This window comes from Amycolatopsis sp. NPDC089917, assembly GCF_040684635.1.
Lineage (GTDB): Bacteria > Actinomycetota > Actinomycetes > Mycobacteriales > Pseudonocardiaceae > Amycolatopsis.
The window spans coordinates 1-23383 of the sequence record NZ_JBFBGL010000063.1; the positions used below are offsets into that span (position 1 = coordinate 1).

Consider the following 23383-nt stretch of genomic DNA (forward strand, 5'->3'; position numbering starts at 1 on the left):
AGCCCGACCTGTTCACATCCATGAACGGAGTCTGTTATAGTGATTATGTTCATCCATAAGAACGCTGTTCGGGACCCATCCTGACCGACACCTCGCCTTGGCCCCTAAGACCGTTCGGCGACTTCGTCGCGCATCCGCTGCTCGTTCTCCTGCAGTTCCGGCGTGAAGGCTTCGCCGAAGTCCTCGGCTTCGAGGATCTTGCGGACTTCGAGCACGGTGTCACCGTGCGGGGGAGTGGGACAGCGCTTCGCCCACTCGATCGCTTCGGCGCGCGACGGGACGTCGACGATCCAGAAGCCGCCGACGAGTTCCTTGGCTTCGGTGAAGGGGCCGTCGGTGACCGTGGCCCCGGCGGCGCCGAGCGTGACCCGCGCGCCCTTCGAGCTCTCCTGAAGACCTTCGCCACCCAGAAGGATCCCGGCGTCGAGCATGTCCTGGTTGAACTTCGCCATGGCGGTCAGTGCCTCCATCGGCGGCATCTTCCCGGCTTCGGAATCCTCGTCCGCCTTGATGATGATCATGAATCGCATGCGTCTTCCTCCCAGTGAACCGGACGTATCGCCCGGACTCTACCGGCGAGGACGATCACGCCCGCCCGAACCGGGACAGATGCACGATCACCGCCGTGGTCACGGTGACCATCCCGGTCAGCAGGAGGGCCGGGCTGTTCAGCACCATGCCCAGCAGCATGAGCAGACCGGCGATGATGTCGAGGGTCAGGACGACCACCAGCCGGAGCAGCGGGGGTCGTGCGGGCTTGCCCGAGCGAAGCCGGGCCGCCAGCGCGGGCTCGGTGAGCTCGAACCAGCGCTCGATCTTCTCCAGCTCTTGCCGATCGTGATGGCTCAGCATCGGTTTCTCCTTCGGCGCGGCCCCGCCCGTCGACATCGACGGAATACCCAGGCGCGGGGCCGGATAAGCATCGAATTTCGAGGAATCTCGTATAACGGCCTATACGTCGCGGCGAATGGCACATGCCCGGTGGGCCGAATGGTTGCGCCATTAGTGGTTTCCGCACGCGGAAAGATCGTCAAGGAACGGAGTGATCGGTAGTTTCTGCGCTTGTGGCCAGGGTGGCCACGGGCTGCTCCATCCGGGAGGACTCGAGCGATGACCATACCCACCGAACCGATCGGCAGTATTCCCCGTCCTGCCTATCTCGTCGAGGCACTCGGTGAGCACGCGGCCGGGCGGCTCGACGCCGACGGTCTCGGCGAGGCGCAGGAAAAGGCTCTCGTGGAAACCATCCAACGTCTCGAGGAGACCGGTTCGCCGGTCATCACCGACGGCGAGCAGGGTAAACCGAGCTTCGCCACCTATCCCTTGGCGGGGCTGGCTTCCCTGGCCTCCGACGGCGTCGTCATCCCCTTCGCCGACGGGCACACCCGGCAGCTGCCGAGGCTGACCGCCGGCCCTTTCCGCTACCAGACCTACGCCGACACGTATCTGCGCGCGGCGAAGAAGCATGCGACCAAACCGGTGAAGCAGGCGGTGATCGCCGCTTCGGCGATCGGGCTGGTCTACCCCGGTGAGGAATTGTCCGGATATGACAAAGAACAGTTCATCGCCGACCTCGTGAATGAGGCGGAAACCGATATCCGCCGCAGCCTCGACGCCGGCGCGGACAGCGTTCAGATCGACTTCACCGAAGGCAGGTTGTCACTGAAACTCGACCCGTCCGGTGGGCTTCTTCAGTCTTTTGTGGACTTGAACAACGCCGTGCTGGCCCGGTTCTCCGACGAGGAGCGGAAGAGGATCGGGGTGCACACCTGCCCCGGCGGCGACCAGGACTCGGTGCACAGCCTCGACGTCGACTACGCCGGACTTCTGCCGACGTTGTTCCAGCTCAACGTCGGCAACGTCTACGTCCAGCTGGCCAGCGAGGCGGATCCCGAGCGGGCGCTGCGGGTGATCGCCGAGCACGCCCGCCCGGAGCAGCGGATCTTCGTCGGCGTGACCGACCCGATCGACCCGCGCGTCGAAACCGCGGAGGAGGTTCGGGACAGGGTGCTGCAGGCGGCCCGGTTCCTCCCGCCGGACCGGTTGGGCACCTGTGACGACTGCGGGTTCTCGCCGTTCGCCGACGACACTTCGACGTCGCGGGAGACCGCGTTCGCCAAGATCGCCGCCCGCGTCGAAGGCACGCGTCTCGCCGCCGAAGCCCTGGGCTGATGCCGGGTGATGGGCGCCTTGCTCAGTTCTGGACGGCGACGCGGATGCCGAGCCCGACCAGGAAGGTGCCCATCACCGCGTCCATCCCGCGACGCACCTTGCCGGAGCCGAAGAACCGCCGCAGCGAACCGACCAGCGTCGCCAGGGTGAAGGTCCACACCACCGCCACCGTCGTGGCGAGCACCGCGAGCTGCAGGGTCTGCACGGTCGAGGCCGAATGCGGAAGGAACTGCGGGATCAGCGCGAGGAAGAAGACCGCTACCTTCGGGTTGAGCAGGTTGGTCAGCAAGCCCTGGCGGAACGCTTCCCTGGGCGAGACGACGGGTGTCACCCTGTCCTTGAGCTCGCTGTAGTCGCCGCGGCGCACGGCCAGCCACGCCTTGACGCCGAGGAAGATCAGGTACGCGGCGCCGATCAGCTTCACCACGGTGAAGGCGATCGCCGACACGGTGAGGATCGCCGCGACCCCGAGCGCGATCGCGACCACCCAGACGAAGACGCCGAGCGCGATGCCGAGTCCGGCGGCGATCCCGGCCTTGCGCCCGCCGAGGATCGCGCTGCGGGTCACCACCAGGAAGTCCGGCCCGGGTGCCATCGCGCCGAGCAGGCAGACCAAGACGAACGAAAGTGCGGTGGCGCCGGAGATCATCCTTCGATCCTATCCGGCTGTTCGACGTCCCGGGCCATGACCGCTCCCGGGAGATCGACCCCGTCGGGCGTCGTCACAGTCACCCGTTCGAGTTCGGTGAAGCCGAACGACAGGTACAGCGGGACGCCGGGCAAGGTCGCGGTCAGCGTCAGCGAGGTGAACCCCTCGGCCTTCGCCGCGAGGCGGCACGATTCGAGGATCGCGCGCCCGAGCCCGCGCCGGGTCCAGTCGCCGCGGACGAACATGGCGCGCACCCGAGCCGGTTCGGTGGCCGGGTCGAGCGGACGTTCGTCGTCCGCCGCGTCGCCCGCGCCTGCGTGGGTCTTGTTGCGACGGCTCCACCCTCCGCAGGCGACGATCTCGCCGTCGGTCTCGTGCACGAAGTAGGTGCCGTCTTCGATCAGCCGCAGATCGATGGCCGCGATGTGCTCGGCCGCGCTCGCCGTCTGCCGCTCGTCGTAGAACCGGGGGAACAACTCCAGCACCGAGGCCCGCATCAGCGCCGCGATGGCGGGCGCGTCGGCGAGCGTCGCCGTCCGCTGCGGGGGTGTGTACGCCGTCATGTCGCGGAAGATAGCCAATGGCGGCGGCCGCGCCTACCGGATAATCGAGGGATGATCACCGACGACGGGCGTGAGCTGTGGACCTCGGCGACCGGCCGGGGCGCACCGATCCTGTGCTGCCATGGCGGCCCGGGGCTGTGGGACATGTTCGGCACCTTCGATCCGGGCCCGGGATTCCGGCTGATCCGGTGGGATCAGCGCGGTGCCGGTCGCTCGGAACCGCGTGGCCCGTACACGCTCGACCGGATGGTGGCCGACGTCGACGCCGTCCGCGAGTGGCACGGGCTCGACCGCGTCCCGGTGCTCGGGCATTCGTGGGGCGCGCATCTCGGCCTCCTCTATGTCCTCGCGCATCCGGAGCGGGTGAGCGCGTTCGTCTACGTGTCGGGTGTCGGACTCGGGTACGAGTGGCACGCGGAGTTCAAGCAGAACTTCGAGCGAGTGCTGGGGGATCGGCATCGGCGATGGACCGAGCTTCGTGCGAAGGAACGTGATGCTGCCGAAGAGCGGGAACTCGCGGTCCTCCAGTGGGCGGCCGACTTCGTGGTGGACGGCGCGCGTCACGCCGAGACGATGGCGACACCGTGGTTCCCGATCAACTACGAGGCGAACTCCGCGCTGGGCGAGGAGATGCGCGCGGTGCCGGAGTCCGAGCTCGTCGAGGCTTGCCGGTCGCTGCGGGTGCCGACGTTGATCGTGGACGGGATGGCGGACGCCCGGCCTCGATGGGCGGTCGACTCGCTGGAGCGGGCTCTGCCTTCGGTGACCCGGGTACGGCTGCCCGGTGTCGGTCACGTGCCGTGGCTGGAGGCGCCGGAGGCGTTCCGGACCGCCGTGGCCGACTTCGTGGCGCGGCACGGCGGCGTGTCATGAGGGGTCCCCATGGGGCGAAACCCGTCCCATGGGGACCCCTCATGACACACCTCAGGCCTTGGCGATCGGCTGCTGCAACTCGGTGACCCACTTGTCCCCGTCGGCCGGGCAATCGAGGTAGAACTCCCGTGCCGGGCCGCTCGCGCGGTATCCGTGCGCGTCGACCCACTTCGCCAGTGCCTGGTAGCTGGAGAGCACGGTCTCCATCGAGCCCCGGTGCAGGATCGTCGCCGCGGTCGCCACTTCGGCGAGGCTCACCGTCGAAAAGCCTTCCGAGCCATCGGTTTCGGCCGCGATCGGGACGGCGGCGTGGATCAGCACGCGTTCGCCGTCGGGGTCGTCCTCGTAGTAGGCGATGAGCGGCCCCGACGGCGTGATCGGGCCGAGCGCCCCGAACAGCTCCTTGTACAGGCCCTGCACGACGGGCCCGATCTCCTCGTTCACGTATCCGCCCGCCGTCCCGGTCAGCTCGGCGACGCGCACCGCGGGCAGGCTTTTGAGGACGACGTCTTCGGAAGGCATGCTTCCCTCGCTTTCGATCGACCGGAGCCTCGCTTCGACGGCCATGAGCCGTGCCTCGTCGGCCGCGATGGCCGCTTCGAGTTCGGCCCGGCGCAACCGCAGCATCCCGCGCAACTCGTCGGCGCCGACCTCCGCGTCGAGGATCTCCTGCACCTGGGTGAGCGTGAAGCCGAGATCCTTGAGCGCGATCACCCGGTTGAGCCGGGCCAGCTGGTCGCCGGTGTAGGACCGGTACCCGCTGAACGGGTCGACGTGGGCGGGCCGCAGCAGCCCGATGGCGTCGTAGTGACGCAGCATCCGGACCGACACCCGGCCGTGCTTGGCGAAATCTCCGATACTGAACATGACGCCTCCCAGCCGACAGCCTGACACGGTGTCACAGTCAAGCGGTCACCGCACGAGCCGGAAGAACGACCGCACCTCCTCGGTGAACGCCTTCGGCTGCTCGAAGGCCGCGAAGTGGCCTCCCCACTCCAGCTCGTTCCAGTACCGGATGTCGGTGAACCGGCGCTCGGCCCAGCGGCACGACGCCCGCGGCGACTCGCGCGGGAAGATCGAACAGCCGGTCGGCACGGCGATCGTGTCCACAGTGGATTCGGTGAACCAGCTCGACACTTCCGCGAAACTCTCCCAGTACAACCGGGCCGACGAGGCGCCGGTGCCGGTCAGCCGGTAGAGCGTGATGTCGTCGAGCATCGCGTCCCGGCCCACCTCTCACTCGCCGGTATACCGCCCGTTGACCGCAGGCAGGTCAGCGAGCTATTCTCGATATACGAAAGAAAAATTCCGCAGAGCGAAATTACAGAGGTTTCGATGGCTGATCTTGCGGGTTCGCGTCATGCGCTGCCCTACGTGCTGAACCTGTCGCTGGTCTTCACCGAGCTGCCGCTGCTCGACCGTGCGGAAGCGGCGCGCGCGGCGGGTTTCACCGCGGTCGAGTACTGGTGGCCGTTCGAGACGCCGGTGCCGGACGCCGCCGAGGTCGACGCGTTCGTGGCGTCGGTCGAGCGGGCGGGTGTCGCGGTGACCGGGCTGAACTTCTTCCCCGGTGACATGGCCGGAGGCGATCGGGGCCTGGTCACCTGGCCCGGCCGCGAGGACGAGTTCACCCGAGGTGTCGCGTCCGCGATCGACCTCGGCGAACGGCTCGGCTGCCGCCGGTTCAACGCGCTCTACGGCAACCGGATCGACGGCGCGGATCCGGCCGGACAGGACAAGCTCGGCCTGTCGAATCTGGCGCTCGCGTCGGACGCGGCCGCGCGGATCGACGCGGAGATCGTCTTGGAACCGCTGTCCGGGGCGGAGAAGTACCCGCTCAAGACTGCGGACGACGTCCTGAAAGTGCTCGACGAACTCGGGCGGGACAACGTGAAGCTGCTGGCCGACCTGTACCACCTGGCGGTCAACGGTGACGACCTCGACACGGTCACGACCGTCCACACCGGACGGATCGGCCATGTGCAGATCGCCGATGCCCCAGGGCGCCACCAGCCGGGGACCGGAACGCTGGACATCGAGGGCTACCTGGAAAAGCTGCAGGCGGCGGGCTACCGCGGGCAGGTCGGGGTGGAGTACAAACCCGACGGCCCGAGCGCGGATTCGCTGTCGTGGCTGCCTTTCGAACGAAGGGGACTGGCATGACCAAGCTGGGATTCATCGGCCTGGGGATCATGGGCGGGCCGATGGCGGGACATCTCGTCGCGGCCGGCCACGAGGTGAGCGGATTCGACACGAACGCGGACGCGCTCGCGAGGCTGGAAGCCGCGGGCGGCCGGGCGGCGAACGGAGTGACGGACGCCGTGGCCGGCGCCGAGGTCGTCATCACCATGCTGCCGAACCATCCGCAGGTCGAAGCCGTCGTGCTGGCGGCCGGAGGCGTGCTGGAGTCGGCGAAACCGGGCACCCTGCTGATCGACATGAGCACGATCCGGCCGGAGACCTCCATCGAGGTGGCGGAGCGGGCGGCCGAACGGGAGATCCGCGTGCTCGACGCGCCCGTGTCCGGTGGTCAGGCCGGTGCCGAGCAGGCCTCACTGTCCATCATGGCCGGTGGCGACGCGGAGGACTTCGCCGTCGCGCTCCCGATCCTGGAGGCCGTCGGCAAGACGATCGTGCACGTCGGGCCGCACGGCGCCGGTCAGGTGGTCAAGGCCGCCAACCAGCTCGTCGTCGGCGGCACCTACGGTTTGATCGCGGAAGCCATCGTGCTGCTGGAGGCGTCGGGCGTGGACGCCGGGGTCGGGCTGGACGTCCTCGCGGGCGGCCTGGCGGGCAGCCGGATCCTCGAACTCAAGCGGAAGTCCATGGTGGCGCGGGAATTCGCGCCGGGCTTCCGGATCGACCTGCACCACAAGGACATGGGCATCGCGCTCGCCGCGGCCAGGCAGGCCGACGTCGCGCTGCCGATCACCGGGCTGGTCGCCCAGCTCGTCGCCGCCGGACGGGCGATGGGCCACGGCTCGCTCGATCACTCCGCCCTGCTGAAGGTCGTCGAAACGCTGTCCGGCGCGGAAAGCAAGGAGTGAGGAATGCCCAGAATCCCCGCCATGCAGGCCGTCGTCGACGTCCTGGTCAGTGAGGGCGTCGACACCGCGTTCGGCTGTCCCGGCGCCGCGATCCTCCCGCTGTACCACGCGATGCAGGGCAGCGGCATCGAGCATCTGATCGTGCGCCACGAAGAGGGCGCCACCCACATGGCCGACGGCTGGGCGCGGACCACCGGGAACGTCGGCGTCGCGATCGGCACCTCCGGGCCCGCCGGGACGAACATGATCACCGGGCTCTACACCGCGCAGGCCGATTCGATCCCGATCCTGTGCATCACCGGGCAGGCCGACTCACGGAAGCTGCACACCGAGGCCTTCCAGGCCGTCGACATCGTCGAGATCGCCAAACCGGTGACGAAATGGGCGGTGCAGGTCAAGGAGGCGGCCCAGCTGCCGTGGGTGTTCCGGGAGGCGTTCCGGATCGCGCGGTCCGGCCGCCCGGGCCCGGTGCTGATCGATCTGCCGATCGACGTCCAGCGGCAGGAGATCGAATGGGACTCCAGCATCGATTCGCCGCTGCCGGTCATCAAGGCGACGCCGTCGCCGGCCCGGGTCGAACGGGCACTGGATCTGATGCTGGCCGCCGAGCGGCCGTTGATCCTCGCGGGCGGCGGCGTGGTGCTCGGCGACGCGAGCGACCGGCTGCGGACCGCGGCCGAACTGCTCGGCGTCCCGGTCGGCGTGACGCTGATGGGCAAGGGGAGCTTCCCCGAGGACCACGAACTGTTCGCCGGTATGGCAGGTATCCAGACGTCGCAACGGTGGGCGAACGCTGCCTTCCTCGAAGCGGATCTGGTGCTGGCACTCGGCGCGCGGTTCGGCGACCGGCACACCGGTGACCTCGACGTCTACCGCGGGAGCCGGAAGTTCATCCACGTCGACATCGAGCCGACGCAGCTGGGCAAGGTGTTCGGGCCGGACCTCGGGATCGTGTCGGACACGGGCACCTTCCTGGACGCGTTGATCGAGGCTGCGTCGAGGCGCTCCCCGGCGCGGGATCGCGCGTGGCCGCGGCGGATCGGTGAGCTGAAGGACGGCCTGCCACGACGCGAGGATTTCGAGGACACTCCGATCAAGGCGCCCCGGGTGTTCAAGGAGATCAACGAGTTCTACGGCGAGGACGCCTACTTCGTCACCGCGATCGGGCTCTATCAGATCTGGTCCGGGCAGTTCCAGCGCGCGCACAAGCCGCGGCACTACCAGGTGTGCGGCCAGGCGGGCCCGCTCGGCTGGGAGATCCCGGCGGCGATCGGCGTCAAGAAGGCGAAACCGGAGGCGGAGGTCGTCGGTGTCGTCGGGGACTACTCGTTCCAGTTCCTGGTGGAGGAGCTGGCGGTGGCCGCGCAGTACGACGTCGGGTTCGTGCTGATCATGCTGAACAACGAGTACCTCGGGCTCATCCGGCAGGCCGAGACCGGCTACGAGATGAACTTCGAGGTCGACATCCACTACGACAAGAACGGCACGGACAATGTGAAGGTCATGGAGGCCTACGGCTGCTCCGGGACCCGCGTGACCGAGCCGGGCGAGATCCGGACGTCGCTGGAATGGGCGCGCAAGGAGGCCGAGCGCACCTCGCGACCGGTGCTGGTGGAGATCATGATCGAACGCGAGGGGAACGCCGCGATGGGCAAGGCGCTCGACAGCGTCGTCGAGTTCGAGCCGATCGCGGGCTGACGACGGTGCCCGGCCGTCGCCCCGTGGCGGCCGGGCACCGTCGGTTCGTCAGGCCTTGCCCTGGTCGTTGCTCAGCCACTTCTCCGGCCGGACCCGGACCAGCACGGAGTTGTCGCTCAGGGCGCCGTCGACGTACTTGGTGCCCTCGTCCTCCGGCAGGTAGCGGTGCGCGATCTTCAGCGCCTGTTCCCGGGTCGGCGGAGCGTCGTTGGCGACGACCGGACCCTCGGCCGTCACGTACTTGTACGGCAGCGTCTCCGACTGCGCGACCAGGCTCAGCCTGCCCGCCTTCTTGATCGCCTTGTCCTTGACCGAACCGCCGTCCATCCAGATGAGGAGTTCCCCGCCGGGCTCGTAGTCGTACCAGACCGGCACGGCCAGCGGGGCCCGCCCTTCCCGCTCCACGGCCAAGACCCCGATGTGGACCTCGCTCAGGAAGGCTTCCCGTTCCTCGGCGGTCATGACGAAAGACGACATCCGTGTCTCGCTTCTCTCGGTTGGTGATCTACGAGAAGCGACAACGCGGCCCGGGTTCAGGACATTCCGGGCATCGCGTTTCGTTCGCTGAATGCGCTCTGGCGCATTCAGCGAACGAAACGCGGGGTGGTCACGGGGTGGGCGAGGTGGTGGTGGAGCTGGTCGGGCTCGTCTCGCCGGTGTTGCCCGCCGGGGTCGACGACGGCGGCGCCGAAGACGTGCTGGACGGCGGAGGCGTCGTCGAGGACGGGGGCGTGCTCGAAGGCGGCGTCGACGACGGCGGCGTACTGGTCGGCTTCGAGGGCGAGCTGCTGCTCGGCGGAGTGCTGCTGCTCGGCGGGAGCGACGAGCCCGGCGGCGGGGTCGTCGGCGGTGTGGTCGTGCCAGGCGGGGGAGTGTCGGGCAGCGTCGGGACCGGGATCTGGCCGCCGGGCGTGTCGGCGGCGACGTTCGAGGAGTCGGGCGCGCCGACCGGGACCTGGCTGTCCGGCATGGTCGAGACGCCACCTCGATAGGCGACCGCCCAGCGGATCACGGTGTCCACATAGGACAGCGAGTGGTTGTAGCGGTACACGGCCACGCGCTGGGTCTGCTCGGACGTCAGGTCGACGCCGCCGGAGCAGAGGTAGCGGCCCGAGCCGAGCGTCGCGTCGTAGATGTTGTTGGGGTTCGACTCGCCGTCGCCGTTGCCGTCGGAGGCGTAGCCCTTCCACGTCGACGGGATGAACTGCGTCGGGCCCACCGCGCGGTCCCACACCGTGTCGCCGTCGTACTTCCCGCCGTCGGTGTCGGGGATCGCGGCGAACGCGCCGGCTCCGTTGAGCTGCGGGCCGAGGATCGGTTCGAGGGTGTTGCCCTTCGCGTCGACGTAACCGCCGCGCGCGTGGTTGGACTCGATCCGGCCGATGCTGGCGATCAGCGCCCAGTCGATGTGACAGCCGGGCAGTTCCTTCGCGAGGATGTCGGCCGCGTTCTTGTACGCCTTCATCATGCTCGCCGGGATGCCGAGCGCGCCCGACGGCGCGAACGAGCCACCGACGTTGCCGGAGCTGCCGGGAACGGTCAGCGGATCCGGATTGGGCGGCTCGGGGAGGCTGCCGTCTACGGCGATCTCCGGGACCGTGCCCACCGGCGGCTGCCAGGCAGCGGCCTGATTCTGCGGCACGACGGGCTTCGGCGCGGCGATCGGGGCATCGGGACCCGCCGACCCGGTGACCGCGGGCAGGACCGCGAGCGCACCACCGGCGAGCGCGAAGGCCGTCCGGTGCCGGGCGGACATCTTGTCCGTCTGTCGAGGGCGGTGCTTCGGCATGTTCTCTCCCGCAAGGTCGACTCCGGGCAAAACTATCCGATACAACCGAATTCTGGGGAAGACACAACGAAAAAGCCGCGAACCTGTCGAGTTTTCGTCCGCCCGGCACAAGACCTTCGTATCGAAGTTGTCAATTTCACGCTGAGTTCACCGAAACGTCAGCAGAATCCCCGGCCCCACCGCGAGCATGGTCCGCACTGCGTGCAAAGAGAACTTTGCATAATCTCCTTTGCATGGCTACCTTGGTGTCATGACCGGTCCGCCGACGCCCGAAGAGATCACCGACGCCGCCGTGCTGAAGGCGATGATGCATCCCTTGCGTCGCCGGATCATGGAGGCGCTGGGCCGCGGGCCCGCGACGGCCACGAAACTGGGTAAGGAGCTGGGGGAGAGCTCGGGCGCGACCAGCTATCACCTGCGAGAACTCGCGAAGTACGACTTCATCGAGGAGGCGCCGGAACTCGCGCACGGCAAGGAGCGCTGGTGGCGTGCCAGGCAGCGAGACATCCGCTGGCCCCGGCACAGCGAGCAGAACGAAGAGATGCGCGCGGTGTTCGACGAGGCGCATCGCGCCGCGTTCACCGAGGACCTGGAGCAGATGGCGCGCTTCCTGCGCCGTCGCGACGAACTGGGCGAATGGGGTGACGCGCTGGTGTTCTCGCGCGGCGCGGTGCACGTGAACATCGAGGAGCTCAAGCAGTTCTGGGAGGAGTACCTGGAGCTGCTGCGCCGCTATTGGCGGCCTGAACCCGGACCGGACGCGCGAAAGGTGTACGTGCGCTGGACGGCGTTCCCGGATCCGGACGAGGAGTGAGAGAGGGGAGCTGAAAAGCCGGTGGGAGAGCGGCCACTCGACCACCGGAACGCGTCACCACGCCGGACGGCGTGTCTTCACGAACGACTCCACACAAAAGGGGGAGCAGCATGCTGCTCTGGAAAAGAATCGCGGCCGTCGGCGCCGTGACGAGCCTGCTCGCGGCGGGGACCGCGACGGCCGCGCAACCGCCGGATGGAGCGTCCCGCGCGGACGCCACCATCCGCTACACCGAGTACGGCATCCCGCATGTCGTCGCGAACGACTGGACCGGCCTGGGCTTCGGGCAGGGATACGCCGCGGCCAAGGACAACCTCTGCGCGATCGAGGACGTCGCGATCACGACACGGGCCGAGCGGTCCCGATGGCTGGGCCCGGACGCGCCACCGACGAGCGGGGTGAGCCAGGCGAGCACGAACCTCGCCAGCGACCTGTACTTCCAAGGGCTGAACGAAAGCGGCGTGATCGAGCGGCTGCTCGCGGAACCCGCGCCACGCGGGCCGTACCGGGAGGTCCGGGAACTGATCCGCGGCTACGTCGAGGGCGTGAACAAGTACCTGCGCGCCGGTGAGGTCGCCGATCCGGCTTGCCGGGACGCCGGCTGGCTGAAGCCGATCACCGAACTCGACGTCTACCGGCACAGCCACGCGGTCGGGATGATCTTCGGACAGGGCGGGGTCGCGGACTCGATCACCGCGTCGCTGCCGGGCGCCCCGCCCGCGGGTGCCGGCCGTGAGCAGATGACCGGCGAGACCGGGATCGGCAGCAACGCCATCGCGATCGGCAAGGCGGCTTCGGCGAACGGCCGCGGTGTCTCGCTGGCCAACCCGCATCTGCCGTGGCAGCTGAGCGGGACCAGGCTGTGGCAGTCGCAGCTGAGCCTGCCGGGCAAGCTGAACGTCAGCGGCGCCGGGATCCCCGGCATCCCGCTGATGTGGCTGGGTCACAACGAAACCGCGGCCTGGAGCGGTACCGCCACCGACACGACCCGGACGTACACGCTGTTCGAGCTGAAGCTCGTGCCCGGCTCGCCGACGACCTACCTGGTCGACGGGAAGCCCGAGCGGATGCGGCGCTCCGACGTCAGCGTCCTGTCGCGCAGGGCGGACGGCGCCTTGGAACGTGTCGTACGTCCACAGTGGACGACGAGATACGGACCGGTGACGACCCGGCTCGGGCAACGAGAGCTGCCGTGGACGGCGTCGAGTGCCTTCGCGATCGCGGACGCCAACGCCGGGAACCTCGGGATGACGAACTCGATGTTCGAGATCGCCCGCGGCCGGACGGCGGGGGAGATGATCGGCGCGGTCCGCGAGACCCAAGGGCTGCCATGGATGAACATCATCGCCACCGATGATCGCGGCCGCGTGGAGTACAGCCAGATCCACGGGGTCCCACACGTCACCGACGAGAAGGCGGCGCGCTGCAACACGCCGCTGGGCAAGGAACTGTTCGACGCCACGGGGATCGCGGTGCTTGACGGGGCCAGGGCGGCTTGCGCGTGGGGCCGCGACCGTGACGCGCTGCGGCCCGGCGTCTTCGGCCCGTCCAGCCTGCCGACCCTGAGCCGGGACGACTACCTGGCGAACTCGAACGACAGCTACTGGCTGTTCAATCCCGCCGAGCCGAAGACCGGCTTCCCGCGGATCGTGGGCCCGGTCCGCTACGAGCAGAACATGCGGACCCGCGGCGGCTTCGTCGAGATCGCCGATCAGCTGGCGAAAGGCGGCTTCACCGGACAGGCGATGCGGGACCTGATGTTCTCGCACCGGGACCACGCCGCCGAACTCGTGCGGGCCGACGTCGCCGCGATGTGCCGCACGATGCCGGACCTGGACGCGGCCTGCGCCGCGCTGGCGAACTGGAACGGGCGATCCGACGCCGACAGCCGGGGCGCGCTGCTGTTCGACCGGTTCTGGTCCACAGTGGATCGAATGGGGCCGGGGATCTGGAAGGTCCCGTTCGACGTCAAGGACCCGGTCCGCACGCCGAACACGCTCGACACCGGGAACGCGGCGATCCGCAAGGCGCTCGCCGGCGCCGTCGCGGAACTGAAAGCGGCGAACATCCCGCTCGACGCTCCCTACGGCGAGAACCACTACGTCGTTCGGGGAGGCAAGAAGATCCCGCTGGGCGGCGGGACCGCCGGTCGCGGGGTCTACGACTCCCTGGGCGGACCTTGGGATCCGGCCCGCGGCTACACCGAGATCGTGCACGGCGGGACTTACCTGCACGTCGTCGCGTTCAACGGCACCGGATGCCCGGACACGACGACGCTGCTGACCTACTCGCAGTCGGCGAACTCTGAGTCCGTGCACCACAGCGACCAGACGGAGCTGTACTCGCGCAAGCAGTGGGTCACCGAACGGTACTGCGAGAAGGACATCCTCGCGTCGCCGTCGCTCGACGTGGTCCGGGTGAGCAGACGATGATCGCGGCACTGTTGGCGGCCGGGGTGCTGGCGGTGTCTTCGCCGGTGCCCGCCGCCGCATCGGACGGCGAAGTCTCGTTCACCAGCCATGGCGTGACCTTGCACGGGACCGTGGTCGCTCCGGAGGGCGGAGGCCCCGCGCCGGGCATCGTCATGGTGCACGGTTCGGGCGAACACGACCGTGACGACTACCGTGCCGAGGCCGAAGCCTTCGCCAAGGCGGGGATCGCGACCCTGATCTACGACAAGCGGACCGAAGGCTATTCGCTGTTCGAGCGGGACTACTCGGTCCTGGCCGACGACGCGCTCGCCGCGGTCCAGACGCTGCGCTCGCGCCCGGGCGTGGATCCGGCCCGCGTCGGGGTGTGGGGGTTGAGCGAAGGGGGCTGGGTCGCGCCGTTGGCGGCGTCGAAGTCGAAGGACGTCGCCTTCGCGGTCACCGTCGGGGCCAACGGGGTCTCGCCCGACCGGCAGCAGTCGTGGGCTTTCGAGACCTACCTGCGGCACGGCGGGGTCACCGGCTCGATGGTGGACATGGTGTCGTCGACGAACATGCGGACCCTCGCGGGGGCCGGGGTGTTCCCCGAGGCCGGGTACGACCCGGTGCCGGTGCTGGAGAAGGTGCGGCAGCCGGTGCTCGGGCTGTGGGGTGAGCTGGACCGGCTGACCCCGCCCGGCGAGGCGGTCCGGATCTTCCGGGAAACGCTGGAACGGGCCGGGAACAGGCAGTACACGCTGAAGGTGTTCCCGCAGGCGCAGCACGGTCTCCGGCAGACCACGGACGGTTTCGACAAGCTCGACGGCTTCGCTCCCGGCTACCTCGACCTCGTGGCGAAATGGGTGAACGGACCGAAGAACGGTCTGTCGGCCGATCCGCCTCCGGTCCAGGCCGGCCAGAGCGTCGCCCTGGCGCCGCTCGCCTGGCACGAGGCGCCGTGGATGCAGATCGGGGTATGGGCGTTGGCGTTGCTGACGTTCGCGGCTTATCCGGTGACAGCGTTGTTCCGCCGACGCAAGGATGTTCCGCTCGCCCGGCCCGCGCGCTGGCTGGCGTCGACAGGGTTGCTCGCCACGGCGGGCTTCCTCGTCTACTACGTCGTCCTGACGACGGGGGCGGCGATGGCGCCGGGGCCGGTCCTTTTCGGACGGACGTTGCCGTGGCTCGCGTTGCAGCTGATCGCGGTCGGTGTCGTCGTCACCGGCGTGATCACGGCGATCTCGTGGTGGCGCAGGAAGGAACCTGGAGGAGTCCGGGTCGGGCTGCTGCTGGCCGGAGCCGTGCTGTTCATCCCGTGGGCCGTCCATTGGGGACTGCTGGTCCCGTGACGTAAGAGCCTGGGTGCCGGGCGGCCACCCGGCACCCAGGCGAACGGAAGCCGCGTCACCACGCCCGAGGGCGTGTCTTCACGAACGGACCTCCGGGTCAGAAGATACTCAGGACTTCGGGGTGACGGCGAATCGGCGCAGCTCCAGCGCCGGGTTCTTGGCACGCACCTCGGAGATCCGCTCCGCGGAGACCTCGCCGGTCGCGGTCCCGGTGCGCTCGCCGAGCGAGGCGACGACGACGCCCATCGGGTCGACGATCATGCTGTGCCCCGAACCCGCAGGAGCCGCCTGTCCCGCCGCGACCAGATAGATCGTGTTCTCGATCGCCCGCGCCCGGACCAGCGTGGTCCAGTGGTCCTCCTTGAGCGGGCCGGGCATCCACTCCGCCGGGAGCAGCACCGCGTCCGCGCCCGCGTCGACCAGACGGCGGGTGACCTCCGGGAACCGCAGGTCGTAGCAGGTCTGGAGGCCGAAGGTGATCCCGTCGACCTCGAATGTCTCGGGGGCCTCGATGTCGCCGGGGCGAACCAGCTCCGATTCACGGAAACCGAAGGCGTCGTACAGGTGCAGCTTGCGGTACAGCGCCGTGATCGCCCCGTCGGGACCGGCCGCGACGAGCGTGTTCGAGATCCGTTCGCCACCGGGGAGCGCTTCGTTGATGCCCGCGACGACAGTGATCTGCCGGTCCTTCGCGAGACCGCGCAGCTCGGTGACGAACGGTCCGTCGAGTTCTTCGGCCGTGGTCACGAATTCCCGGCTCATCGTCGGTACGGTGAACAACGAGTACTCGGGCAGCGCGACCACCCGCGCCCCGCGGTCCGCCGCTTCGCCGACGAGGGAGGCGACGCGGGCGAGGTTGGCCTCTTTGTCGTTGCCGGGCGCGAACTGCGCCACCGCGACGTGCACCATGGGACCCCTTCCGATCAGTGGAACTCTTGTATACATGATGGATACTTGGCTGGTCCAGGTGTAGGGTCTGTCGCGGAAAGTGACTACACAGAGGGGGAACGAGATGACTGTGACCGCCGAAGGGGGCGGCCCGGCGCGCGAGCGGGTCTACACGTGGCTGCGCGACGGAATCATCTCGGGCGAGCTGGAGGGTGGCCGCTTCCTCGACGAAATGTGGGTCTCCGGCGTCGTCGGCGTCTCCAGGACGCCGGTGCGCGAGGCGTTCCACCGCCTGGCCGCCGAGCGGTTCATCAGTCTCTTGCCGCGCAAGGGCGCGCAGGTGCGCACGGTCACCGCCCGGGAGCTGGAAGAGGTCTACCAGAGCAGGCGGCTGATCGAAGGCCACGCCATCGCGGCGCTGTGCGCGAACAGGGCAGGCGCTCCCGCCGAAATGACGGAACTCATCGACGAGATGGCGCGGGCGGGCGCCGAAAGCGACTGGTTCGCCGTTTCCGGGCTGGATCGCCGGTTCCACCGTGCCATCGTGAACGCCGCGGGCAACACCGTCCTGACCGAGTTGTACGACACCCTTCGTTCGCGGCAGCAGCGGGTCACGGTCCGCGCGCTGGAGGCGCGGCCGGAAAGGCTGACGGTGATCAACGAGGAACACCGGGCGCTGGTCGCCGCCCTGAACGACCACGACGTGAAAGAAGCGTCACGGTTGTTGGAACAGCATTTGCGCCCGGTGTCCGAAGTGATGTCGGTGCTGCCTCAGGAAGGCTGACCCGGCTGGTCGTGCGTCGAACAGTGGATCCCGCCGCCACCCGAGGCGATGGTCGAGATCTTCACCGGCACGATCTCGCGGCCGGGGAACTGGTCCCGCAGGACCTGCTGCGCGCGTTCGTCCGCCTCCGCGTCGCCGAACTTCGGCACGAAGACCGATTTGTTCGCGATGTAGAAGTTGGCGTACGAGATCACGCTGTCCTCGCCGTAGCCCTCGACCTTGTCCGGATCCGGCTGGACGAGGTCGATCACCTTGAACGGTTTGCCGTCGGCGTCGGTGGCGCTCGCGAGCACCGACCTCGCCTGATCGGCCGCGCGGGACCATGAGTCGGGCGGGGTGCCGGGCGCCGCCTTGTCCAGGAGCACGACGCCGGGCGCGGTGAACCGGGCCAGGCAGTCGACGTGCGCGTCGGTGATGTCCTCGCCGCGGACGCCCGCGAACCAGATGACCTTCCGGACGCCGAGCACCTTCTTCAGTTCGTCTTCGATCTCCTGGCGGCTCTTGCCCTTGTTACGGTTGTCGTTGACCAAGGAGCTCTCGGTGACCATCAGCGTGCCCGCGCCGTCGGTCTCGAACGAGCCGCCCTCGGCGGTGATCCAGGTTTCGGTGCGGGTGAGCCCGTACTTGCCGAGCACGGCCCGGGCGACGGCGTTGTCCTTGTCGTGGGGCTTCTGCTTGTTTCCCCAGCCGTTGAAGTTGAAGTCGACCCCCGCGACCTTGCCCGCCTCCTCGGCGAACACCGGCACGGTGTCGCGTGCCCAGAGGTCGTCGACCGGGATCGGGACGACCTCGACAGTGTCGCCGCAGGCCTGCTGGGCGGCGTCGGCGTGCTCGGGCCGGGCGAGGAGCACCACCGGTTCGAAGCGGGCGATCGCCTTGGCCAGCCCGGCGATCTCCTCGCGGACCGCGGGCAGGTCTTCCGCCCAGATGGACTTCGACGCGGGCCAGGACAGGTAGGTGCGCGCGTGGCTTTCCCATTCGGCGCCCAACCGGCGGACTCCCGCCGCCGCGGCGGGCTCGGGCGAACCGGTCGCGGGCGGGGCCGGCTCGCCTGAGCATGCGGTGCTCCCGACGGCTACGGCGCCGACCGCGGTCAGGGCGCGCAGAACCGTGCGGCGGGGCAGGGACGAATCGAACACTGTGCACTCCTTGGCTGGACCGGTGGTGACACGATAGCATCCTGACTGAAAATTCAGTCAGGACGAGACCGCTAGGGTGAACACCCGTGTTCGAACGTCAGCAGAAGATCTTGGAAGCGGCCGTGCGGGTGATCGCGCGCAGCGGTGTGCGGGGCCTGCGGGTCGAGAAGATCGCGGCCGAGGCCGGGATCTCGACGTCGCTGATCTATTACCACTTCACCAACCGCGCCGGGCTGCTCGGCAAGACGCTGGAGTTCGTCAGCGATCGCGCCGCGGCCTACACCGAAGAGGCCGCGGCCGAGGCGGCGGATCCCCGCGCCGAGCTGGAACTGATGCTGTTCGGGGAACTTCAGGACACCCAAGCGGTGCGGGAGAACAGCACGGCCTGGGGCGAGCTACGGGCCAGCGCCGTCTTCGCTCCCGAACTGCGCGAACCGCTGGCGGAGTCGACCCGGGTCTGGGTGGACGAGGTCGCCGACACGATCCGGCGCGTCGGAAGCCCCGGAATCAAGGCGGAGGACGCCGCGGAACGGCTCACCAGCCTGGTCGAAGGACTCAGCGAGCGGCGGCTTTCTGGTTCGATGGACCTGGACCGGGCGCGGGACCTGCTGCGGGGCGCGATCGCGCTGGAACTCGACAGGGCGGGGGACTGAATGGGACTCGAGAAGGTCGTCGGAGCGATGCGGGACAACCTCACCGTCCGCCGGGTCTACGGGGAGCCCGTCGAGAAGGACGGCGTCGTGGTGATCCCGGCCGCGAGCATCATCGGCGGTGGAGGCGGCGGGCACGGCACCGAACAGGGCAAGGAAGGCGAGGGCGGCGGGTTCATACTTGCCGCGCGTCCAGTCGGCGCGTACGTGCTCAAGGGTGGCGACGTGCGCTGGGTGCCCGCGACGGACCTGACCTTCCTGGGCACGGTTTTCGCCATCATGGTCGCGACGATCCACAAAGCCAGGCGCCGGAGTCAGGGTCGTTCTTGAGCCGCGATCCCGGTCAGGATGAGATCGATCCCGGTGAGGAACTGTTCCCGGTCGTCGTGCTCGCGCACCTGGCCTGCGATGGCCTTCAAGAACCGGAATTCGGCGGGATCGAGTTCCTCCCAGGCGTTCGCCGCGTCGCGAAGGAATTCGGCACGGTCCGCGCCGCCGACCTGGAGCGCCCGTGCGTTCGCGGCGTTCTGGCCGGCGGCGCCGAAGACGTAGTGCGCGAGCGCCGAGGTCGCGGTGAACCAGGTGGCTTCGGGGACGCCCAGCGCGCTGACCCGGCGTCCGATGCTTTCGAAGATCCGCGGCGTCACCGAGCCCCAGGGGCTGTGCGAGAGCTGGACGGCGAGTTGCGGGGAAAGCCACGGGTGCCGCTCGACCGCGTCGAACAGGCCGAGCGCGAGGGCGCGGATCTCTTCCCAGGGTGAGCCCGTGGCCGCGACGGTCAGAGCGTCGCCGATGACGGACGCCGTCGCGGCGGCGAGCAATTCGCCTTTGTTCGGCACGTGCCAGTAGATCGCGCCCGGTCCGGTGGCGAGGCGTTCGGTCAGCGTCCGGAAGGTCAGCCCGCGCTCGCCGTCGGCGTCGAGCAGTTCGACGGCGGCCTCGACGATGCGCTCGCGCGAGAGCGCGTCCGCGCGGGTCCGTTGTGCCATGCCGCCATCCTGGCAGGTGAGCCAAGCGGACGCGGACGGGTCGCTTTCGGGTTAGTTTGCCTGTATGGCGAAAAGCTCGGCGGTGGAGATCGAGGTCGGCGACCGGACCGTGCGGGTCTCGAACCCGGATCGCGTCTACTTCCCGGCGCGGGGCGAGACCAAGCTCGATCTCGTCCGGTACTACCTCGCTGTCGGCGACGGGATCGTGCGGGCGCTGCGGGAGCGGCCGTGCATGCTGCACCGGTTCCCGTCCGGGGTGTCGGGGGAGAAGGTCCACCAGAAACGGGTCCCGAACGGGGCACCGGACTGGCTGCAGACCGTCCGCGTCGACTTCCCCTCCGGCAGGCACGCCTACGAACTGTGCGTCACGCATCCCGCCGACGTGATCTGGGCGGTGCAGATGTCGACCGTCGAGTTCCACCCCTGGAACTCCCGCCGAGCCGACACCGAAAGCCCGGACGAGTGGCGGATCGACCTCGACCCGATGCCGGACTGCCCGTTCTCCACCGTGCGGAAGGTCGCCCACACCGTCCGCGAGATCCTGGACGAACTCGGCATCGCCGGCTGGCCGAAGACCTCCGGCGGGCACGGTCTGCACGTGTACGTCCGGATCGAGCCCCGATGGGGTTTCCAGGAGGTCCGCCGGGCGGCGCTCGCGTTCGCGCGCGAGGTCGAACGCCGGCTGCCCGACGAGGTCACCACCACCTGGTGGCGCAAGGACCGTGACCCGTCGAAGCTGTTCGTCGACTACAACCAGAACGCCCGCGACCACACGATCGCGAGCGCGTACTCGGTGCGCGGCGTGCCCGAAGCCGTCGTCTCGACGCCGATCAGGTGGGACGAGATCGACGACGTCGAACCGCGGGAGTTCACCATCGCCACCGTGCCCGCGCGCTTCGCCGAACTCGGCGACCTGCACGCGGGCATCGACGACACCGCTTACTCGCTCGACACCCTGCTGGAATGGGCCGACCGGGACGGCCTCGAAACCGAAAGCGAGTGACGTCCCTCCTGCATTCAGGTGACCAAATGCGGCGCTTGCCGGGTCATTTGCCGACGTAGGCCGCCAGGTGCTCACCGGTCAGCGTCGAACCGGTCGCCACCAGATCGGACGGCGTGCCCTCGAAGACGACCTTGCCGCCGTCGTGACCGGCGCCCGGGCCGAGGTCGATGATCCAGTCCGCGTGCGCCATGACCGCCTGGTGATGCTCGATCACGATGACGGACTTGCCCGCGTCGACGAGCCGGTCCAGCAGGCCGAGCAGGTTCTCGACGTCCGCGAGGTGCAGACCGGTGGTCGGCTCGTCGAGGACGTAGACGCCGCCCTTGTCGCCCATGTGCGTCGCGAGCTTCAGCCGCTGGCGTTCACCGCCGGACAGCGTGGTCAGCGGCTGGCCGAGGCTGAGGTAGCCGAGCCCGACGTCGTTGAGCCTGCCGAGGATCGCGGCCGCGGCGGGGATGCGTCCCTCGCCTTCGGAGAAGAACTCCACCGCTTCGGACACCGGCATCGCCAGCGCCTCGCTGATGTTCTTGCCGCCGAAGGTGTACTCCAGCACCGAGGCCTGGAACCGCTTGCCGTCGCACTCCTCGCAGGTGGTCGACGTGCCCGCCATGATGCCGAGGTCGGTGTAGATGACACCCGCGCCGTTGCAGTTCGGGCAGGCGCCCTCGGAGTTGGCGCTGAACAGCGCGGGCTTCACGCCGTTGGCCTTGGCGAACGCCTTGCGGATCGGTTCGAGCAGACCGGTGTAGGTCGCCGGGTTGCTCCGCCGCGAGCCGCGGATGGGCGTCTGGTCGACCGAGACCACACCCTCGGCGGCGGGGATCGATCCGTGGATCAGCGAGCTCTTGCCTGAGCCGGCGACACCGGTGACGACGCAGAGGACGCCGAGCGGGACGTCGACGTTCACCTTCCGCAGGTTGTGGCGGTCCGCGCCGCGGATCTCCAGTTTGCCGGTCGGCTTGCGGACGCTGTCCTTGAGCGACGCCCGGTCGTCGAGGTGCCTGCCGGTGCTGGTGTCGCTGGCACGCAGGCCGTCGACGGTGCCTTCGAAGCAGATCGTCCCGCCCTCGGTGCCCGCGCCGGGGCCGAGGTCGACGATGTGGTCGGCGATCGCGATCGTCTCCGGCTTGTGCTCCACGACGAGCACCGTGTTGCCCTTGTCGCGCAGCTGCTGGAGCAGGTTGTTCATCCGCTGGATGTCGTGCGGGTGCAGGCCGATGGTGGGCTCGTCGAAGACGTAGGTGACGTCGGTGAGCGAGGAGCCGAGGTGCCGGATCATCTTCGTGCGCTGCGCCTCACCACCCGAAAGCGTGCCGGACGGCCGGTCGAGCGAGAGGTAGCCGAGGCCGATGTCCACGAACGAGTCGAGCGTGTGCTGGAGCTTCTCCAGCAGCGGCGCGACCGACGGCTCCTTGAGCCCGCGGACCCAGTCGGCGAGGTCGCTGATCTGCATCGAGCAGGCGTCGGCGATGTTGATGCGCTTGATCTTCGACGACCGCGCGAGCTCGCTCAGCCGGGTGCCGTGGCATTCGGGGCAGGTGGTGAAGGTGACCGCCCGGTCCACGAACGCGCGGATGTGCGGCTGCATCGCCTCGCGGTCCTTGGACAGGAACGACTTCTGGATCGTGGGGATCAGACCCGAGTAGGTCAGGTTGATGCCGTCGATCTTCAGCTTGACCGGCTCGCGGTAGAGCAGGTCGTCCATCTGCTTCTTGGTGTACTTCTTGATCGGCTTGTCGGGGTCGAAGAAACCGCAGCCGCGGAGGATGCGGCCGAACCAGCCCTCCATGGAGAACCCGGGCACCGACAGCGCGCCCTCGTTGAGGGACTTGGTGTCGTCGTACAGCGCGGTGAGGTCGATGTCGTTGACCTTGCCGCGGCCCTCACAGCGGGAGCACATCCCGCCGGTGACGCTGAACTCGCGACGTTCCTTCGTGGTCCGTCCGGCCTTTTCGGTGGTCACGGCGCCCGCGCCGGAGATCGAGGCGACGTTGAAGGAGAAGGCCTGCGGCGAGCCGATGTGCGGCTTGCCGATCCGGCTGAAGAGGATGCGCAGCATCGCGTGGGCGTCGGTGGCCGTGCCGACCGTGGAGCGGGGGTCGGCGCCCATCCGCTGCTGGTCGACGATGATCGCGGTGGTCAGACCGTCGAGGACGTCGACCTCGGGCCGCGCCAGCGTCGGCATGAAACCCTGCACGAAGGTGCTGTAGGTCTCGTTGATCAGCCGCTGCGACTCGGCCGCGATCGTGTCGAAGACCAGCGAGCTCTTGCCCGACCCGGAAACACCAGTGAACACCGTCAGCCGGCGCTTCGGCAGCTCGACGGCGACGTTCTTGAGGTTGTTCTCGTTCGCGCCGAGTACTCGGATCAGATCGTGGCTGTCGGCGGGATGTTCCTCGGGCTGCTGCGGCCTGGTGGTCTTGCGCATCATTTCTCCATCCTCATATGGGCCGCGTGTACGGTCCGTCAGCCCCACCGGGCTCGATCTAACCAGTTTCGAGCCGTTCGTCCTCTTCAAACGTGCGGTGATCACGCTAGGTGAGTTCAGAGGCTCCGCGCTTCTCGATT

At 68.7% G+C, this 23383-nt stretch carries 23 protein-coding genes and 1 pseudogene; 12 read left to right on the forward strand and 12 right to left on the reverse strand.

Going from position 1 to position 23383, the window contains the following annotated elements; genetic code table 11:
- Positions 1–104: 104 nt before the first annotated feature.
- A complete protein-coding gene (locus AB0N89_RS33005; RefSeq protein ID WP_364212855.1) occupies positions 105–530 on the reverse strand; it encodes a YciI family protein in 426 nt (141 codons plus the stop codon).
- 55 nt (positions 531–585) lie between these two features.
- The gene (locus AB0N89_RS33010; RefSeq protein ID WP_364212858.1) at positions 586–852 is read right to left on the reverse strand and encodes a DUF3040 domain-containing protein; all 267 of its coding nucleotides are present in this window, start codon (positions 850–852) and stop codon (positions 586–588) included.
- 258 nt (positions 853–1110) lie between these two features.
- On the opposite strand from AB0N89_RS33010, the gene AB0N89_RS33015 reads away from it, so the two are divergent.
- Entirely contained in the window at positions 1111–2172 is a 1062-nt protein-coding gene (locus tag AB0N89_RS33015) for a cobalamin-independent methionine synthase II family protein (protein ID WP_364212861.1), read from the forward strand.
- Positions 2173–2194: 22 nt separating this feature from the next.
- On the opposite strand, the gene AB0N89_RS33020 is transcribed toward AB0N89_RS33015, so the two are convergent.
- Together AB0N89_RS33020 and AB0N89_RS33025 are read right to left on the reverse strand one after the other, a co-directional pair.
- On the reverse strand, positions 2195–2821 hold the full coding sequence (locus AB0N89_RS33020) for a LysE family translocator (RefSeq protein WP_364212864.1): 627 nt from the start codon (positions 2819–2821) through the stop codon (positions 2195–2197).
- Positions 2818–3384 (reverse strand): GNAT family N-acetyltransferase, encoded by a 567-nt coding sequence (locus AB0N89_RS33025; protein WP_364212866.1) that lies wholly within the window; start codon positions 3382–3384, stop codon positions 2818–2820. Before AB0N89_RS33025 ends, AB0N89_RS33020 begins: the two co-directional genes overlap by 4 nt.
- A 51-nt stretch (positions 3385–3435) precedes the next feature.
- Here AB0N89_RS33025 and AB0N89_RS33030 point away from each other — a divergent pair, with 51 nt between their 5' ends.
- Complete coding sequence (locus AB0N89_RS33030) at positions 3436–4257, forward strand: alpha/beta hydrolase (RefSeq protein ID WP_364212868.1); 822 nt, start codon at positions 3436–3438, stop codon at positions 4255–4257.
- A 51-nt stretch (positions 4258–4308) separates the two neighbouring features.
- On the opposite strand, the gene AB0N89_RS33035 is transcribed toward AB0N89_RS33030, so the two are convergent.
- Positions 4309–5124 (reverse strand): MerR family transcriptional regulator, encoded by an 816-nt coding sequence (locus AB0N89_RS33035; protein ID WP_364212870.1) that lies wholly within the window; start codon positions 5122–5124, stop codon positions 4309–4311.
- Between the two features lie 45 nt (positions 5125–5169).
- A pseudogene (locus AB0N89_RS33040) lies at positions 5170–5484 on the reverse strand (epoxide hydrolase); the annotation flags it as partial.
- Positions 5485–5592: 108 nt separating this feature from the next.
- On the opposite strand from AB0N89_RS33040, the gene AB0N89_RS33045 reads away from it, so the two are divergent.
- The 3 genes from AB0N89_RS33045 to gcl are packed head-to-tail and all read left to right on the forward strand — an operon-like array spanning position 5593 to position 9002.
- The gene (locus tag AB0N89_RS33045; protein ID WP_364212872.1) at positions 5593–6420 is read left to right on the forward strand and encodes a TIM barrel protein; all 828 of its coding nucleotides are present in this window, start codon (positions 5593–5595) and stop codon (positions 6418–6420) included.
- Positions 6417–7304, forward strand: a complete 888-nt coding sequence (locus tag AB0N89_RS33050) for an NAD(P)-dependent oxidoreductase (RefSeq protein WP_364212875.1) — start codon at positions 6417–6419, stop codon at positions 7302–7304. Before AB0N89_RS33045 ends, AB0N89_RS33050 begins: the two co-directional genes overlap by 4 nt.
- Positions 7305–7307: 3 nt before the next feature.
- Positions 7308–9002, forward strand: coding sequence for a glyoxylate carboligase (gcl, locus tag AB0N89_RS33055; RefSeq protein WP_364212878.1), 1695 nt, complete (start codon positions 7308–7310; stop codon positions 9000–9002).
- Between the two features lie 48 nt (positions 9003–9050).
- Here the strand turns inward: gcl and AB0N89_RS33060 are convergent, their stop codons facing one another.
- Positions 9051–9479: a pyridoxamine 5'-phosphate oxidase family protein gene (locus AB0N89_RS33060; RefSeq protein ID WP_364212881.1), complete on the reverse strand. Its 429-nt coding sequence runs from the start codon at positions 9477–9479 to the stop codon at positions 9051–9053.
- A 130-nt stretch (positions 9480–9609) separates the two neighbouring features.
- Positions 9610–10791: a lytic murein transglycosylase gene (locus tag AB0N89_RS33065; RefSeq protein WP_364212884.1), complete on the reverse strand. Its 1182-nt coding sequence runs from the start codon at positions 10789–10791 to the stop codon at positions 9610–9612.
- A 250-nt stretch (positions 10792–11041) separates the two neighbouring features.
- Here AB0N89_RS33065 and AB0N89_RS33070 point away from each other — a divergent pair, with 250 nt between their 5' ends.
- The 3 genes from AB0N89_RS33070 to AB0N89_RS33080 all read left to right on the forward strand — a co-directional run bounded on the left by AB0N89_RS33070 (position 11042) and on the right by AB0N89_RS33080 (position 15362).
- Positions 11042–11605, forward strand: a complete 564-nt coding sequence (locus tag AB0N89_RS33070) for a helix-turn-helix domain-containing protein (RefSeq protein WP_364212887.1) — start codon at positions 11042–11044, stop codon at positions 11603–11605.
- Positions 11606–11715: 110 nt separating this feature from the next.
- Complete coding sequence (locus AB0N89_RS33075; RefSeq protein WP_364212890.1) at positions 11716–14037, forward strand: penicillin acylase family protein; 2322 nt, start codon at positions 11716–11718, stop codon at positions 14035–14037.
- Positions 14034–15362, forward strand: coding sequence for an alpha/beta hydrolase (locus AB0N89_RS33080; RefSeq protein WP_364212892.1), 1329 nt, complete (start codon positions 14034–14036; stop codon positions 15360–15362). Before AB0N89_RS33075 ends, AB0N89_RS33080 begins: the two co-directional genes overlap by 4 nt.
- Positions 15363–15470: 108 nt before the next feature.
- Here the strand turns inward: AB0N89_RS33080 and AB0N89_RS33085 are convergent, their stop codons facing one another.
- Positions 15471–16271 (reverse strand): carbon-nitrogen hydrolase family protein, encoded by an 801-nt coding sequence (locus AB0N89_RS33085; protein WP_364212895.1) that lies wholly within the window; start codon positions 16269–16271, stop codon positions 15471–15473.
- Between the two features lie 103 nt (positions 16272–16374).
- Between AB0N89_RS33085 and AB0N89_RS33090 the strand changes: the two genes are divergently transcribed.
- The gene (locus tag AB0N89_RS33090) at positions 16375–17034 is read left to right on the forward strand and encodes a GntR family transcriptional regulator (RefSeq protein WP_364212898.1); all 660 of its coding nucleotides are present in this window, start codon (positions 16375–16377) and stop codon (positions 17032–17034) included.
- Here the strand turns inward: AB0N89_RS33090 and AB0N89_RS33095 are convergent.
- Positions 17022–18173, reverse strand: a complete 1152-nt coding sequence (locus AB0N89_RS33095; RefSeq protein WP_364212901.1) for an agmatine deiminase family protein — start codon at positions 18171–18173, stop codon at positions 17022–17024. The genes AB0N89_RS33090 and AB0N89_RS33095 overlap by 13 nt on opposite strands.
- A gap of 86 nt (positions 18174–18259) precedes the next feature.
- Here AB0N89_RS33095 and AB0N89_RS33100 point away from each other — a divergent pair, with 86 nt between their 5' ends.
- On the forward strand, positions 18260–18826 hold the full coding sequence (locus AB0N89_RS33100) for a TetR/AcrR family transcriptional regulator (protein ID WP_364212904.1): 567 nt from the start codon (positions 18260–18262) through the stop codon (positions 18824–18826).
- A complete protein-coding gene (locus tag AB0N89_RS33105; protein WP_364212907.1) occupies positions 18827–19153 on the forward strand; it encodes a sporulation protein in 327 nt (108 codons plus the stop codon).
- Here the strand turns inward: AB0N89_RS33105 and AB0N89_RS33110 are convergent.
- On the reverse strand, positions 19138–19812 hold the full coding sequence (locus AB0N89_RS33110) for a TetR/AcrR family transcriptional regulator (RefSeq protein WP_364212910.1): 675 nt from the start codon (positions 19810–19812) through the stop codon (positions 19138–19140). The genes AB0N89_RS33105 and AB0N89_RS33110 overlap by 16 nt on opposite strands.
- A 64-nt stretch (positions 19813–19876) precedes the next feature.
- Here AB0N89_RS33110 and ligD point away from each other — a divergent pair, with 64 nt between their 5' ends.
- The gene (gene ligD, locus AB0N89_RS33115) at positions 19877–20815 is read left to right on the forward strand and encodes a non-homologous end-joining DNA ligase (protein ID WP_364212913.1); all 939 of its coding nucleotides are present in this window, start codon (positions 19877–19879) and stop codon (positions 20813–20815) included.
- A 43-nt stretch (positions 20816–20858) separates the two neighbouring features.
- Here ligD and AB0N89_RS33120 read toward each other — a convergent pair whose 3' ends face one another.
- Positions 20859–23243 (reverse strand): excinuclease ABC subunit UvrA, encoded by a 2385-nt coding sequence (locus AB0N89_RS33120; protein WP_364212982.1) that lies wholly within the window; start codon positions 23241–23243, stop codon positions 20859–20861.
- Positions 23244–23383 lie beyond the last annotated feature (140 nt).

What these genes read in the sequence shown, in the direction of transcription:
- AB0N89_RS33005 (WP_364212855.1), bottom strand. Translation starts at nt 530, where the DNA reads ATGCGATTCATGATCATCATCAAGGCGGACGAGGATTCCGAAGCCGGG.
- AB0N89_RS33010 (WP_364212858.1), bottom strand. Translation starts at nt 852, where the DNA reads ATGCTGAGCCATCACGATCGGCAAGAGCTGGAGAAGATCGAGCGCTGG.
- AB0N89_RS33015 (WP_364212861.1), top strand. Translation starts at nt 1,111, where the DNA reads ATGACCATACCCACCGAACCGATCGGCAGTATTCCCCGTCCTGCCTAT.
- AB0N89_RS33020 (WP_364212864.1), bottom strand. Translation starts at nt 2,821, where the DNA reads ATGATCTCCGGCGCCACCGCACTTTCGTTCGTCTTGGTCTGCCTGCTC.
- AB0N89_RS33025 (WP_364212866.1), bottom strand. Translation starts at nt 3,384, where the DNA reads ATGACGGCGTACACACCCCCGCAGCGGACGGCGACGCTCGCCGACGCG.
- AB0N89_RS33030 (WP_364212868.1), top strand. Translation starts at nt 3,436, where the DNA reads ATGATCACCGACGACGGGCGTGAGCTGTGGACCTCGGCGACCGGCCGG.
- AB0N89_RS33035 (WP_364212870.1), bottom strand. Translation starts at nt 5,124, where the DNA reads ATGTTCAGTATCGGAGATTTCGCCAAGCACGGCCGGGTGTCGGTCCGG.
- AB0N89_RS33045 (WP_364212872.1), top strand. Translation starts at nt 5,593, where the DNA reads ATGGCTGATCTTGCGGGTTCGCGTCATGCGCTGCCCTACGTGCTGAAC.
- AB0N89_RS33050 (WP_364212875.1), top strand. Translation starts at nt 6,417, where the DNA reads ATGACCAAGCTGGGATTCATCGGCCTGGGGATCATGGGCGGGCCGATG.
- gcl (WP_364212878.1), top strand. Translation starts at nt 7,308, where the DNA reads ATGCCCAGAATCCCCGCCATGCAGGCCGTCGTCGACGTCCTGGTCAGT.
- AB0N89_RS33060 (WP_364212881.1), bottom strand. Translation starts at nt 9,479, where the DNA reads ATGTCGTCTTTCGTCATGACCGCCGAGGAACGGGAAGCCTTCCTGAGC.
- AB0N89_RS33065 (WP_364212884.1), bottom strand. Translation starts at nt 10,791, where the DNA reads ATGCCGAAGCACCGCCCTCGACAGACGGACAAGATGTCCGCCCGGCAC.
- AB0N89_RS33070 (WP_364212887.1), top strand. Translation starts at nt 11,042, where the DNA reads ATGACCGGTCCGCCGACGCCCGAAGAGATCACCGACGCCGCCGTGCTG.
- AB0N89_RS33075 (WP_364212890.1), top strand. Translation starts at nt 11,716, where the DNA reads ATGCTGCTCTGGAAAAGAATCGCGGCCGTCGGCGCCGTGACGAGCCTG.
- AB0N89_RS33080 (WP_364212892.1), top strand. Translation starts at nt 14,034, where the DNA reads ATGATCGCGGCACTGTTGGCGGCCGGGGTGCTGGCGGTGTCTTCGCCG.
- AB0N89_RS33085 (WP_364212895.1), bottom strand. Translation starts at nt 16,271, where the DNA reads ATGGTGCACGTCGCGGTGGCGCAGTTCGCGCCCGGCAACGACAAAGAG.
- AB0N89_RS33090 (WP_364212898.1), top strand. Translation starts at nt 16,375, where the DNA reads ATGACTGTGACCGCCGAAGGGGGCGGCCCGGCGCGCGAGCGGGTCTAC.
- AB0N89_RS33105 (WP_364212907.1), top strand. Translation starts at nt 18,827, where the DNA reads ATGGGACTCGAGAAGGTCGTCGGAGCGATGCGGGACAACCTCACCGTC.
- AB0N89_RS33110 (WP_364212910.1), bottom strand. Translation starts at nt 19,812, where the DNA reads ATGGCACAACGGACCCGCGCGGACGCGCTCTCGCGCGAGCGCATCGTC.
- ligD (WP_364212913.1), top strand. Translation starts at nt 19,877, where the DNA reads ATGGCGAAAAGCTCGGCGGTGGAGATCGAGGTCGGCGACCGGACCGTG.
- AB0N89_RS33120 (WP_364212982.1), bottom strand. Translation starts at nt 23,243, where the DNA reads ATGCGCAAGACCACCAGGCCGCAGCAGCCCGAGGAACATCCCGCCGAC.